The 12,687-nt window shown below is 46.9% G+C and carries 13 protein-coding genes; all 13 read right to left on the bottom strand.

Annotated elements, in window-relative coordinates; genetic code table 11:
* Nucleotides 1-10 precede the first annotated feature (10 nt).
* Nucleotides 11-1,720, bottom strand: coding sequence for an urease subunit alpha (gene ureC, locus RG959_RS04280; RefSeq protein WP_342796089.1), 1,710 nt, complete (start codon nt 1,718-1,720; stop codon nt 11-13).
* The gene (locus tag RG959_RS04275) at nt 1,717-2,040 is read right to left on the bottom strand and encodes an urease subunit beta (protein ID WP_342796088.1); all 324 of its coding nucleotides are present in this window, start codon (nt 2,038-2,040) and stop codon (nt 1,717-1,719) included. The genes ureC and RG959_RS04275 overlap by 4 nt, the downstream gene beginning before the upstream one ends.
* 12 nt (nt 2,041-2,052) lie before the next feature.
* Complete coding sequence (locus tag RG959_RS04270) at nt 2,053-2,355, bottom strand: urease subunit gamma (RefSeq protein ID WP_315693828.1); 303 nt, start codon at nt 2,353-2,355, stop codon at nt 2,053-2,055.
* 181 nt (nt 2,356-2,536) lie between these two features.
* On the bottom strand, nt 2,537-3,235 hold the full coding sequence (urtE, locus tag RG959_RS04265) for an urea ABC transporter ATP-binding subunit UrtE (RefSeq protein ID WP_342796087.1): 699 nt from the start codon (nt 3,233-3,235) through the stop codon (nt 2,537-2,539).
* Nucleotides 3,229-3,981: an urea ABC transporter ATP-binding protein UrtD gene (gene urtD, locus RG959_RS04260; protein ID WP_251271340.1), complete on the bottom strand. Its 753-nt coding sequence runs from the start codon at nt 3,979-3,981 to the stop codon at nt 3,229-3,231. The genes urtE and urtD overlap by 7 nt, the downstream gene beginning before the upstream one ends.
* Nucleotides 3,956-5,023, bottom strand: a complete 1,068-nt coding sequence (gene urtC, locus RG959_RS04255; RefSeq protein WP_342796086.1) for an urea ABC transporter permease subunit UrtC — start codon at nt 5,021-5,023, stop codon at nt 3,956-3,958. Before urtC ends, urtD begins: the two co-directional genes overlap by 26 nt.
* An 11-nt stretch (nt 5,024-5,034) precedes the next feature.
* A complete protein-coding gene (gene urtB / locus RG959_RS04250; protein WP_342796085.1) occupies nt 5,035-5,937 on the bottom strand; it encodes an urea ABC transporter permease subunit UrtB in 903 nt (300 codons plus the stop codon).
* Between the two features lie 59 nt (nt 5,938-5,996).
* Nucleotides 5,997-7,247, bottom strand: coding sequence for an urea ABC transporter substrate-binding protein (urtA, locus tag RG959_RS04245; protein ID WP_342796084.1), 1,251 nt, complete (start codon nt 7,245-7,247; stop codon nt 5,997-5,999).
* A gap of 585 nt (nt 7,248-7,832) precedes the next feature.
* Nucleotides 7,833-8,144 (bottom strand): iron-sulfur cluster biosynthesis family protein, encoded by a 312-nt coding sequence (locus tag RG959_RS04240; RefSeq protein WP_251271332.1) that lies wholly within the window; start codon nt 8,142-8,144, stop codon nt 7,833-7,835.
* Nucleotides 8,145-8,216: 72 nt separating this feature from the next.
* Nucleotides 8,217-9,275, bottom strand: coding sequence for a DUF871 domain-containing protein (locus RG959_RS04235; protein ID WP_342796083.1), 1,059 nt, complete (start codon nt 9,273-9,275; stop codon nt 8,217-8,219).
* 54 nt (nt 9,276-9,329) lie between these two features.
* On the bottom strand, nt 9,330-10,694 hold the full coding sequence (locus RG959_RS04230) for a PTS transporter subunit EIIC (protein ID WP_342796082.1): 1,365 nt from the start codon (nt 10,692-10,694) through the stop codon (nt 9,330-9,332).
* Between the two features lie 46 nt (nt 10,695-10,740).
* A complete protein-coding gene (locus tag RG959_RS04225) occupies nt 10,741-11,595 on the bottom strand; it encodes a MurR/RpiR family transcriptional regulator (RefSeq protein ID WP_342796081.1) in 855 nt (284 codons plus the stop codon).
* Complete coding sequence (gene murQ, locus RG959_RS04220) at nt 11,592-12,503, bottom strand: N-acetylmuramic acid 6-phosphate etherase (protein ID WP_483298850.1); 912 nt, start codon at nt 12,501-12,503, stop codon at nt 11,592-11,594. Before murQ ends, RG959_RS04225 begins: the two co-directional genes overlap by 4 nt.
* Between the last annotated feature and the right edge of the window lie 184 nt (nt 12,504-12,687).

Below are 12,687 nucleotides of genomic sequence, written 5' to 3'. Positions count from 1 at the left end.
TGATCCCACCTTAAAATAAGAAATAGCGCTGCGCCATTGGCACGGTTTCTGCCGGTTCACACGTTATCAGATCACCGTTTACTTTTACTTCATATGTCTGCGGGTCCACTTCGATCTTGGGTGTTTCACCGTTGTATTTCATATCGCTTTTTTGCAAAGTGCGGATACCGCCGACAGGACGGATCATTTTCTCTAAACCGAGTTTTTCTGGAACACCGCGCTCGATCGCCGCTTTAGACATAAAGGTCATCGATGTTTTGAAAAGTGCCCTGCCGAAGCTTGCAAACATCGGACGGTACAAAGCCGGCTGCGGTGTTGGAATGGACGCGTTTGGATCGCCCATGACGCTGTGGGCAATCAAGCCGCCTTTTAAGACAAGCTCTGGTTTTACGCCAAAAAAAGCGGGCTCCCATAAAACAAGATCTGCAAGCTTGCCTGTTTCAATAGAACCAACGTAGTCGGAAATACCATGTGTTAAAGCAGGATTGATCGTATATTTCGCGACATATCTTTTCGCCCTGAAATTATCGCCTTCTCCTGTTTCTTCACTCATTTTCCCTCGCTGCTTTTTCATTTTGTCGGCCGTCTGCCATGTACGCAAAATCACCTCGCCAATCCGCCCCATTGCCTGGGAATCAGAGCTGATCATACTGAACACACCTAAATCATGCAAAATATCTTCTGCCGCAATCGTTTCTTTCCGAATGCGAGAGTCGGCAAACGCAATATCTTCTGGAACCGATGGATCAAGATGGTGGCAGACCATCAGCATATCCAAATGCTCGTCCAATGTATTGACCGTGTAAGGACGGGTTGGGTTTGTGGAAGAAGGAAGAACATTTGGATAGCCGGCCGCTTTGATAATATCCGGCGCATGCCCGCCTCCTGCTCCTTCTGTATGGTATGTATGAATCACCCGTCCATCGATCGCCGAAATCGTATCTTCCACAAAGCCGCCTTCATTTAATGTATCGGTATGAATAGCAACCTGAATATCGTACTTGTCCGCTGACCTTAACGCCGTATCAATTGTGGCAGCCGTTGTGCCCCAGTCTTCATGCAGCTTTAAACCAATCACGCCTGCTTGAATTTGTTCTTCAAGCGGCTCAATTCCAGACGCATTTCCTTTGCCAAGAAAGCCGATATTCATCGGAAACGCTTCGGCCGCTTCAAGCATACGGAAGACATTCCACTCACCCGGGGTGCATGTGGTCGCATTTGTTCCGGTAGCCGGTCCTGTTCCACCGCCAATCATCGTTGTGACACCGGAGGCAAGTGCTGTTTCAATTTGCTGCGGGCAAATAAAATGAATGTGCGCATCGATGCCGCCGGCTGTGACAATTTTTCCTTCTGCGGCAATCACTTCGGTAGAAGCGCCGATCACAATGTCTACTTTGTCCATCAAAAGGGGATTGCCCGCTTTGCCGATGGCAGCAATCATTCCGTCCTTTACACCAATATCCGCTTTATAAATACCTGTGTAATCAAGGATAATGGCATTGGTCAGCACAAGGTCAACGGCTTCTGCGCGCGTGGCAAGGGGGTGCTGACCCATCCCGTCACGGATCACTTTCCCCCCGCCGAATTTCACTTCATCCCCATACACCGTGTAATCTTTTTCAATTTCGATAAAGAGATCTGTATCTGCCAGACGGACACAGTCACCGGTTGTGGGTCCGAACATATCCGCATACTGCCGGCGTGACATTTGAAAACTCATGCCTCTTCCTCCCCATCAAGCGCGCCATTCACGCGATTGTTTAACCCGTATACGCGCCGCTCGCCGGAAAACGGAACGAGCGCAACTGGCTTGCCGTCTCCCGGTTCAAAACGGACTGCCGTTCCTGCGGGAATGTTCAGCCGTTTACCAAGCGCTTTCTCGCGTTCAAATTCGAGTGCCTGATTCACTTCTGCAAAATGAAAGTGGGAACCAACCTGCACGGGCCGGTCACCCCGGTTTGTCACAAAAACCTTCGTTTCTTCTTTTCCTTCATTGCATACAACCGCAGTGCTCTGAAGCTTATATTCACCAGGAATCATGCGCGCTCCTCCTTAACGTATCGGGTCATGGACAGTGACTAGTTTCGTTCCGTCCGGAAAGGTTGCTTCCACTTGAATATCATGAATCATCTCCGGAACACCTTCCATCACATCATCTCTTGATAAAATCGTTGTGCCAAACTGCATCAGCTCCGGCACCGATTTTCCATCGCGTGCCCCTTCCATTACTTCATACGTGATAAGCGCAATCGATTCCGGATAATTCAGCTTTAACCCTCTGTCTTTGCGGCGGCGTGCCAAATCAGCTGCCACAACAATCATTAACTTTTCCTGCTCGCGTGCCGTCAGTTTCATAAAAAACCCCTTCTTCCTTTTCTGCACACCCTTCATTTTACACGTTAAAAGATAAAGATTTTGTTATCCATGTAATATCTTCTAACATCATTATAACTTTATTTCCAACAAAAAGGAATAAACGTTGTTAGAAAATTTATTTTATTCATAAAAAAAGAGGACGCTTTGTCCTCCTTTCGATTTAAATAATTAAATGTTGTTTTACCAGGTCTTTATGCACCGTATCCGTGATCCCTTCACTTACTACCGTACCGTGATCCAAAATGTAATAATAATCAGCACAGGCAAAAGCAAGGTCGAGGCTGTGCTCTACTAGAATAACACCCATTCCTTGCTTTGAAGCAATGTCGATGATCACCTCTTGAATAAGCTGCACGATTGATGGCTGGATTCCTTCCATTGGTTCATCCAAAAGAAGCATTTTAGGCCTGCTAACGATGGCTCTCGCAATTGCCAGCTGCTGCTGCTGGCCGCCGCTCAGGTCACCGCCTTTTCTATGCATCATTTCACTCAAAATGGGAAACCACTCGAATATTTCACCTGGCAGCTCCTTTCGTTCCTTCCTTGGCAGAGCTTCAAGACCCAATAATAAATTTTCCTCTACCGTTAAGGCTGAGAAAATTTCGCGTCCTTGTGGTACATACGCAACACCACTTCTCGCTCGAAATTCAGGAGCTTTCTTTTCTATTCTTTCATCCATCCACTTGATAGAACCGCCTGCCGGTTTAATCAGACCGGCAATCGTTTTAATCAGAGTAGATTTTCCAACTCCATTACGCCCAAGCACTGCTGTCACTTTCCCAATTTCCGCCTGAAGAGATACATCATTCAGCACCATGCTTTCATCGTACCCTGCCCGGATACCTCCTACTTTTAACACGCGCTGTCTCTCCTTCCGAGATAAACTTCTGCCACTTGTTCATTTTGCTGAATTTCAGACATTGTCCCTTCACAAAGCACCCGGCCTTCATGCATAACCGTCACTTGTTTCGAAAAGTTTCGTACAAACTCCATGTCGTGTTCTACAATTAAAACTGCACAGGTCTTTGAAATGTCATGAATGAGTTCTCCCGTTTTATGGCGCTCAGTTTCACTCATCCCGGCGATCGGTTCATCCAGCAGCAAAATTTCCGGCTCCTGCATCAGCTGCATACCAATTTCAAGCCACTGCTTCTGGCCATGCGCAAGTATCCCGGCCGGCTGGTGCCGCTGTTCGGTTAATCCAATACGGTGAAGCATGGCGTCCATCTTTTCTTCGTCTTCCCTTGTTAATTTGGCTCGCATGACTGCCCAGAGGCTTCTTTTTTGTTTAAGGGAAAGCTCAAGGTTTTCCAGCACAGTCAAATTGGTGAAAACGGAAGGTGCCTGAAACTTACGGGTAATACCGAGACGTACAATTTCATGCTCTTGCAGTTTGCGAATATTTTCTGTTTCCCGGTATACTACTTCACCATCATTTGCTTTCGTTTTTCCGCAAATCACATCAAGCAGTGTCGTTTTTCCAGCGCCATTTGGCCCGATTAAAAAGCGGACTTCCTGCGGATAAACGGTTAAATTAACTCCTTGAAGTGCCTGAAACCCGTTAAACGAGACTTTCACATCACGACACGACAGAATCGGCTGCATCGGCAGTTCCTCCCTTTTGCTTGGATTTGATCCGCTTTTCATTCCACGAATTCACCGCGCCAGCAATACCATTTGGTAAAAACATCACCATAATAATAAATAGAAGACCTAAAAAGATCGACCATATGTCAGGGTAAGACTCACTGAAAAAGCTTTTGGCACTGTTGACAATAATTGCCCCTAAAATAGCGCCAATCAATGAATGGCGGCCGCCTACCGCCACCCACAGCACCATTTCAATCGACGGGATAATCCCCATCATAGCCGGGGAAATAAGACCAACCTGCAGAACGAATAGTGTGCCGGCAAGGCCTGCCAGTGCCGCAGATAAGCTGTAAACGAGCACTTTATAGGACGTTGGGTTAAATCCTAAAAAGCGCACTCTGTTTTCGCCGTCCCGCACGGCAGACAGCACCCGCCCTGCCCGGCTTTTTGTCAAGACAGCAGCAAGAGCAAACGAGGCACCCAAAATCAGAACTGTTACCAAGTAAAGGGCAATCTGCACAAGCGGGGACGCCAATGAAAAACCAAGAAATGTAGTAAAATTCGTTAACCCGTTTGTGCCGCCGGTCCAATCCTGCTTCGCCACAAAAAGTGTTACGAAGACAACAACGACAGCCTGGCTAATTAGGGAAAAATACACTCCCTTAATTCGATTTTTAAACGTTAAAAAACCAAGCATTGCCGCAAGCAGCGCCGGAATCAGCAAAGATGCACTAAGCGCAAAAACAGGATTTGAAAATGGCTGCCAAAATGACGGAAGAGCCGTTACGCCGCTCCATTCCATAAAGTCTGGCAGCGTTCCGCCCGCCGCCGCTTCAAGCTTTAAGTACATCGCCGTGCAATAAGCGCCGAGGCCGAAATAAACACCATGCCCAAGGCTTAAAATACCGGTGTACCCCCAGATGAGACAGATACCAAGGGCGACAAGTGCAAAACATAAAAACTTGCCTAAGAGTGCCAAACGAAATTCCGTTAAATAAAGAGGGCCTAAAAACAGCGCGATAAAAAAAAGCCAATAGCCCAGTTTTTTCTTATCCATTTTGTTCCCTCCTATTCCAATGACCGCGTGCGTGCTGAGAGCAGCCCGGCCGGTTTAAATTGTAAAAAGGCGATAATAGCTGCAAACACGATGACCTTTGCCATGGAGGCACCCGTCCAGAACTCAGCCACTGTGCCAAGCATACCAATGCTAAGTGCACCAAAAACAGTGCCGACCAAGCTTCCAATTCCGCCTAGAATAACAATCATAAAGGCATCGACTATATAATAGGTGCCAATTGTTGAACCAATTGGACCCAGAACCGTTAAGGCACATCCTGCAATTCCAGCAAGTCCTGAACCGATCGCAAATGCCGTCGCGTCCACTTTTTGAGTGGATACCCCCAGGCTTGATGCCATGCTGCGATTCATTGTAACCGCACGCATTTTCCGTCCTGCTGCTGTTTTATCAAGGTATAAATAAAGAGCAATCATACAAATCACAGCAAGCGCGATGATAAATAAACGCTTATACGGAAAAACAGCACCCGCGATTGTTAACCCGCCGTCAAGCCAGGCCGGTGCCGTGACTGCGACATTTGGTGCGCCGAAGATGGATCGTGCCACCTGCTGTAAAATTAAACTGACCCCCCACGTGGCCAGCAGGCTGTCAAGCGGCCTGTGATATAAAAAACGGATAAGCGTTTTTTCAAGAACAAAGCCAAGCAGGGCACCAATTAAAAATGAGAGCGGAATCGCTGCGATATAGTAATAATTAAATAGTGCCGCTGGAACATAATGTGAAAATGCCTGCTGGACCACATAAGTTGTATATGCCCCAGCCATAATAAACTCTCCGTGCGCCATATTAATCACGTTCATTAATCCAAATGTAATGGCCAGCCCAAGGGCAATTAAAAGCAAAATAGAGCCAAGACTAATACCGTTAAACAGCTGTGTAGCCACGACTGCCATGTAGTTCACTCCTTTTAAAAAACAAATAAGGGAGAAGTCTCCTCCCTTATTTGTACCGATTAATTTAGTCCTTCTGCCCAAGAATACGTTTCTAAATACGGATCCGGTTTAACAGGCTCGCCTGAGTTCCATACTTCCTTAAACTGGCCGTCTGCTTGAATTTCACCAATGCGGGCAGTTTTGTACGTATGCTGGTTATCCCCATCAATGGTGACCGTTCCGCCCGGCGCTTTAAATTCAATGCCGCCTGCCGCTTTTTTCACTGCATCAACATCAAAGGATCCAGCTTTTTCAACTGCAGCTGCCCATAAATAAACGGCATTATACGCTGCTTCAATTGGATCACCGGTTACACGATCATCTCCGTATGCTTTCTTGTAAGCCGTAACGAACTTTTTATTTTCCGGCGTATCAGTTGTTTGGAAATAATTCCACGCCGCATAATGGCCTGTTAAAATATCCGTCCCAATGCCGCGAATTTCTTCCTCCGCAATACTGACAGACAGAACTGTAATATCATCCGCTGTAATTCCCGCATCCTTCAGCTGTTTAAAAAAGGCAACGTTGCTGTCTCCATTCAGCGTGTTATAGATGACTTCTGGGTTTTTTTCTTTGATTTTACTGATCAGTGTGCTGTAATCAGTGTGGCCAAGCGGTGTATATTCTTCGCCTACTAGAGTGCCGCCTTCCGCTTTAAGTTGTGCTTTGATTTCTTTGTTTGCTGTGCGTGGAAACACGTAATCAGAACCGATTAAGAAAAAGGATTTTCCTTTGTTTTCAAGAAGCCATGTCACAGACGGAACAATTTGCTGATTCGTTGTGGCTCCTGTATAAAAAATATTCGGTGAAGACTCCATTCCCTCATACTGTACAGGATACCAGAGCAGGCCGTTATTCTGTTCGAATACAGGCAGCATCGCTTTTCGGCTCGCAGATGTCCAGCCGCCGAAAACGGTTGCGACTTCATCTTTCTGCAAAAGCTTTTTTGCTTTTTCGGCGAATGTCGGCCAGTCTGAGGCCCCATCTTCAACGACCGGCTCAATCTGCTTGCCAAGAACACCGCCTTTTGCGTTAATTTCCTCAATAGCCATTAATTCTGCATCCCGAAGTGACACTTCACTGATTGCCATCGTTCCGCTTAATGAATGAAGCACACCTACTTTTACTGTATCCCCTTCTGTATTAGCCGCAGGCTTTTCTTTTTCCTCATTTAAAGCACTTGAAGCTGCACAGCCGCTTAATGCAAGTGCAGCTGCCGAAACTGCTGCGATAATGGTTTGTTTGCCCCAGAATCTTTTCGTCCCTATCATATAAGCACCCCTTAAAATAATGTACGCAGCTTTTTATCCAAAAAGAAAAGCGGATAAATCTGTTATGTATGGTTTTGAAATCAACCTCTTTTATCGCCTCCTAAAAAATAATTTCCCATCAATGTTTGAAAAAGGAACAAAAAACATATAATTCCATGTTAGATCTAACTATATACTCATACTTTTCAGTTTATTTGTCTGAATTTTTGTTAGATTATGTAACAAAAAAGATCTTTCAAAAGAAAGACCCCAAACCGCAGACAAATAAAATCGGTTGCCAAAGGACCTCTTCGCTTCTTTTTCATGCAAGGAGTGCGGGCGGTTGGGATGAGAGCCGGTAAGGTGTCGGGCGCTGCTTGTGCAATTGGCCAAAACTGCATAGCCTGATAGATCCAATTGCCCCTATCACTAAAGCCATAAAAAGCGGATGTGGACATACCGTTTTGGCCGGCTTCCCCTATCGGCTCTTTTTAAGAAGCGACATTGCCTGAAAAGTCCCCGCCTCGTTTTCGGCAATGGAAGTTTTCATAAAGAAAGACTGCCGACTTTGTCGACAGTCTTAAGAATTTTTTAGGGAAAGATTTTTTATGCCCGTTCTAATTTTAAGTTGTAACGATAGGTTTCTTCGGCTGATGTCAGCTTGTAACCCATTGCCGGGTTAAAGTCGAGTGCAATATGGTCATGGAGATTTTCCTGGCTTTCTTTTGAAACAAGAAACGGAATGCCTGAGACGGTAAACAAATCATCGCCTTCTTTTTTACGATCGATTCGCAAATGATATTCGGATGCAATCGAACAGCTGCCGATAAAAATCGATTCAATCCGGACTCCTTCGTTTTCTCCAAATTCGTACTTTTTCAGTTCTGCTACAGCGGCCGGCTTTACATTAATATTCATATCCATCACCTCCCTTTTCTTTTCCCCAGAACGCAAAGAAAAAATCATCGGTGGCGGGGCAAGAACCACTTATTATTCCCAGTGAATGATAAAGCGCCCGCCCGGCCCTACAAATGAAAGCAGCGGCAGGTCTTCCGCCATGGTTCTGCCAATCACATTTACTTTTTCATCGGCTGGCAGGTCATTCAGCGTAATTTGCATTTCCCCGGCATAGCGTAAATACTGTTTGTTGTCGACGGTAATCGTTCCTCTCGGCCGCTCAACCGTCTGAAAAGGCTCTACTGTTTTGTCGCCGATTTGGGCAAACCCTCTTGATTCAACGGAACGAATACAATCTCTTGCCGGGTCTGGCCGGTTCGTTTGAACGTCCGCATAAAGAGTGACATCCGTGAATGGTTTTGCCCGCAGCGGAATACATTCGTCCTCCTCGAAGCACTTAAACTGCCGGAAGGCTTCATCTGACAAGTCCGGATCACCAATCAATACTTTTTGCGTATGCAGCTGACGGATCAGCTCAAGCGCCGCCCCAAAAGGTGCCCGGTTCCGGTGCTTCTCTAATGTAGGCAGTCCCTGAAACAGCGGGCCCCGCTTATGACGGTCCCCCGGAACAAACGCCATGGTACTTAGACCGAGCGAAAGGAGCCATTTATTTTTTTCTTCTATGTAGGCTTCTCCAAGTCCTGTTTCCGGACGCGGATAAAAATTATGCCATGCTTCAATGCGGCTGATATCCGCTCCAGCCGAAAGAATGTCTTCGTATTCACGCCGGGTCAGCGTACTGGCATTGAGTGCTATGTTCATCCTTTTAGAAAGATCTGCAATCGTCTTTCCGGCAATACCGTAATCGACGCGCAGCCCGGTAACGCCCCACTCAAGCAACTCTTCGGCCCGGTCCATAGACAAGCCAATTTTCTCAAGCGATGCGGGAGAAACATCCGCAAAAAGCGCCATCCCTGTTTCCCGGGCGAGCCTGGCAAGCTGGCGGAACCGGCCGCGAAGCTGTGAGGCATCATCCTCGGGAATATGCAGCGATGTAAATACCCACTTAAAGCCATGCTGCTTTGCTTTCTTCACATATTGCTCTTGCTTTTCTCCGATGTCTTGATTTAAATAAACCGAAATTCCAAACATGCGCATCCTCCTTATGTAAAAAGCGCAGAAGAGAGTCTCTGCGCTTTGCTTTCTTCATTCATCAAACTCTTTGGCCATTTCATCTTTAAAGCCGAACAAATACGTAAACGCAAAACCGGCCGCATACGCGATAACAAGTCCGGCTAAATACAATAAAATTTGATGCGGAAGAACAATAAACGAAAGCGGCAGGCCGGAAACCCCAATCGCACTTGTGGCAACGTTGAAGTATGCTTGAAACGCGCCGCCAACACCTGCACCGAGGCAGGCGGTCAAAAATGGCCTTCCGAGCGGCAGCGTTACGCCGAAAATAAGCGGCTCGCCGATGCCGAGCATGCCGGAAGGAAGAGATCCCCCTATCGCCCGCTTTAATCGTTTTTTCTTTGTTTTCATATAAATCGCAAAGGCAGCACCCACCTGGCCGGCTCCACCCATGGCCAAAATAGGAAGAAGCGGATCATCGCCGATGGAATTGAGCAGTTCCAGGTGAATCGGTGTCAGTCCTTGATGAAGGCCGGTTACTACGAGCGGCAGAAATATTGCGCCAAGTACAAAGCCAGCGACAATTCCGCCGATATCTAAAACAGCCAGCAGACCGTTTGTAATCGCGTCAGAAATAAAACCGCCGATCGGCATAAAAATCACATACGTGACAATACCAGTAATTAGCAGCGCAATCGTTGGCGTCACGATAATATCGAGCGACTGCGGCACCCCTTTACGAATCCAGCGCTCTATATAAGCGATGAAAATAGCGGCAAACAAAATTCCAATCAAGCCGCCGCGGCCTGGCACCAATGCTTCTCCAAACAATGTAACGCCTTCAATCGCCGGATTGATGACCAAAATGCCGGCCAGCGCACCGAGGGCAGGTGATCCGCCAAACTCTTTTGCTGCATTTAAGCCGACTAAAATACCCAGGTAAGCAAACAAGCCGCTGCCAATCGCTGTTAAAAGAAGGGCGGTTTGTGAATCAGCCGCCAGCCAGCCTGCTTGAATAATTGCTTTCGATATACCTGTAATCAGTCCAGATGCCACGAGTGCCGGAATGAGCGGAATAAAGATACTCGATATTTTACGCAAAAACAGCTTAAATGGCGTGGCGTTTTTTTCTTTTAATTCTGCTTTTACGGCAGCTGCACGGTCTCTCAGCATCTTTCCATCTGACGCATCCATGATCTTGCTAAACTCTTCTGCGACTTTATTGACTTTCCCCGGTCCTAGAATCACTTGAATCGTTTCTTCTTCGACCACTCCGAAAACCCCGTCAATTTTTTTAATCGCCTCTGTATTTACACGCTCATGATCTACTGGTGTTACTCTCAGCCGCGTCATGCAGTGGGTAAAAGATTCGACATTATCCGTCCCGCCTAAACAGTCGGAAATTTGCTGTGCGATCATTTTATTTTCGTTTGTCATCCCCGCTCACCCTTTCCCCGTATTTCAACCCTTTGTTTCCCCTTTTTTATTTTGATTCTTTTAAAAAGCTGATCGCTTCTCTTGAACGATCAATATACTGTACTGTTTGATCAAATTCTTTTGTTGCCACACCCATAAATAACACATCAATCACAAACAATTGAGCAAAGCGTGAAGCGGTGGCAGCGCTTCTAAGCGGTGCTTCGCTTGATGCAGATGTAAATAAGTTGATATCTGCCAGAGACGCAGCGGTAGACGATCCATACTTGGTTAAGCTGATCGTTTTGACTCCCCGCTTTTTGGCGAGAGACAGGAGACGTGCGACTTCCTGCGTTTCTCCTGAAAACGAAATGCCCAAAAGCACATCATCCGCTTCCGCATTGGCAATCAGGGACGCCACTAAATGTGTATCGGTAAAAGCCGTTGCGTTTTTGTGAATGCGCAGCAGTTTTTGCTGGGCATCCATCGCAATTAAGCTCGAAGCGCCGATGCCAAAACAGTGAACCGTTTTCGCACCCGCCAGCGCCTCGACTGCCGCCTCCATTTGCCCGTAATCCATCAATTCGGCTGTATCCGTTAAGCTTTGAATTCCATTGCTCAATGTTTTCTGTGTAATACCAGCAAGCGTTTCGCCGCTTTCAATGTCCCGGTACCCTGTTTCCGGTACTTTCACTAAATCACCGGCGACCCGGACTTTTAACTCCTGAAACCCTTTAACCCCCATTGATTTGCATAAGCGAATCACTGCCGCGCTGCTTGAGCCAGCCATTTGGCTGATTTCGCTTGCTGTAGCATGGAGTAGTTTTTCTGGCTGCTCCAAAATAAACTGGGCGACTTTTTTTTCTGAAGGAGGCAGCTGGGGCAAAATGCTCCGCAGCCTGTTTAATCCCCCGGTAGTCATTGGCTGCTTCCTCCGCGTGCGTCCCCCATTTTAACGGCTCGGTGTACATACCCTTCCGCTTTTGTTAACAGCTCTTTAGCTTCTTTGAATGGCACGCCGCATTCGAGCATCACAATCGCTGTTTTCACTTCGTTTCCGGCTGCATCGAGTGTTTCTTCTGCCCGCTTTCTTGAAACGCCTGTTACCCGGACAATTGTGTGAACCGCTCTTTGTCTCAGCTTTACATTGCTCACGCGCACATCGACCATTAAATTTTCAAACGCTTTGCCCATTTGCAGCATGGAAGCCGTCGAAATCATATTTAAAATCATTTTTTGTGCTGTGGCTGCTTTTAAGCGTGTAGATCCCGTTAACACTTCCGGTCCGACCACGACTTCGATTGGCTGATCAGCATACGCGCTGATTTGAGCATTTTTATTGCAGGAAATAGCAGCCGTTTTGGCACCAATTTCCCGGGCATACGCGAGCCCGCCCTTTACGTAAGGCGTCCTGCCGCTTGCCGCTAATCCAACGACTGTATCCCTTTCTGTTAATCCGCGGCTTTGGAGGTCCTGCCGGCCGGCGGCTTCATCATCTTCTGCTCCTTCAACCGCTTTTACAAAGGCGTGTTCACCTCCCGCGATAAGACCCTGCACCATTTGGGGCGGTGTGCTGAACGTTGGCGGGCATTCAACCGCATCGAGCACACCGAGACGGCCGCTCGTTCCAGCGCCTATATAAAAAAGACGGCCTCCTTTTTGAAACGAGTGAAGCACAAAGCCAACGACCTGTTCGATGTCAGGAAGCACTTCCTTGACAGCTTCTGCCACGCCATGGTCTTCCTCGTTCATCATCGTTAAGATTGTTTTTGTATCTGCTGTGTCTATCTGCATGGTACGGCTGTTTCTTGACTCGGTCGTCAGCTGCATCAGCTTTTCTTCCAACCAAATCCCCCCTCTTGAATAATGCCATCATTGTAACCGCTTTGATTCTATATTTCAATATTTTTTAATAATTATGAAATAATATTTTAAAAAAGACATAAAACCTTTGAGAATATCCACAAAGGTTTTATGTCTTTTTGATGAAAGCTTTCGCTGGTGAGCATAGGCA

The organism is Domibacillus sp. 8LH, assembly GCF_038806185.1.
GTDB lineage: Bacteria > Bacillota > Bacilli > Bacillales > Domibacillaceae > Domibacillus > Domibacillus indicus_A.
This window is presented reverse-complemented; position numbering and strand designations above follow the sequence as displayed.

Excerpts from the sequence above, each read along its gene's own strand:
- RG959_RS04240 (WP_251271332.1), bottom strand. The coding sequence starts at position 8,144 with ATGAATATTAATGTAAAGCCGGCCGCTGTAGCAGAACTGAAAAAGTAC.
- RG959_RS04235 (WP_342796083.1), bottom strand. The coding sequence starts at position 9,275 with ATGTTTGGAATTTCGGTTTATTTAAATCAAGACATCGGAGAAAAGCAA.
- RG959_RS04270 (WP_315693828.1), bottom strand. The coding sequence starts at position 2,355 with ATGAAACTGACGGCACGCGAGCAGGAAAAGTTAATGATTGTTGTGGCA.
- urtD (WP_251271340.1), bottom strand. The coding sequence starts at position 3,981 with ATGCAGCCGATTCTGTCGTGTCGTGATGTGAAAGTCTCGTTTAACGGG.
- murQ (WP_483298850.1), bottom strand. The coding sequence starts at position 12,503 with ATGCAGCTGACGACCGAGTCAAGAAACAGCCGTACCATGCAGATAGAC.
- urtB (WP_342796085.1), bottom strand. The coding sequence starts at position 5,937 with ATGGCAGTCGTGGCTACACAGCTGTTTAACGGTATTAGTCTTGGCTCT.
- RG959_RS04230 (WP_342796082.1), bottom strand. The coding sequence starts at position 10,694 with ATGACAAACGAAAATAAAATGATCGCACAGCAAATTTCCGACTGTTTA.
- RG959_RS04225 (WP_342796081.1), bottom strand. The coding sequence starts at position 11,595 with ATGACTACCGGGGGATTAAACAGGCTGCGGAGCATTTTGCCCCAGCTG.
- urtC (WP_342796086.1), bottom strand. The coding sequence starts at position 5,023 with ATGGATAAGAAAAAACTGGGCTATTGGCTTTTTTTTATCGCGCTGTTT.
- urtA (WP_342796084.1), bottom strand. The coding sequence starts at position 7,247 with ATGATAGGGACGAAAAGATTCTGGGGCAAACAAACCATTATCGCAGCA.
- ureC (WP_342796089.1), bottom strand. The coding sequence starts at position 1,720 with ATGAGTTTTCAAATGTCACGCCGGCAGTATGCGGATATGTTCGGACCC.
- RG959_RS04275 (WP_342796088.1), bottom strand. The coding sequence starts at position 2,040 with ATGATTCCTGGTGAATATAAGCTTCAGAGCACTGCGGTTGTATGCAAT.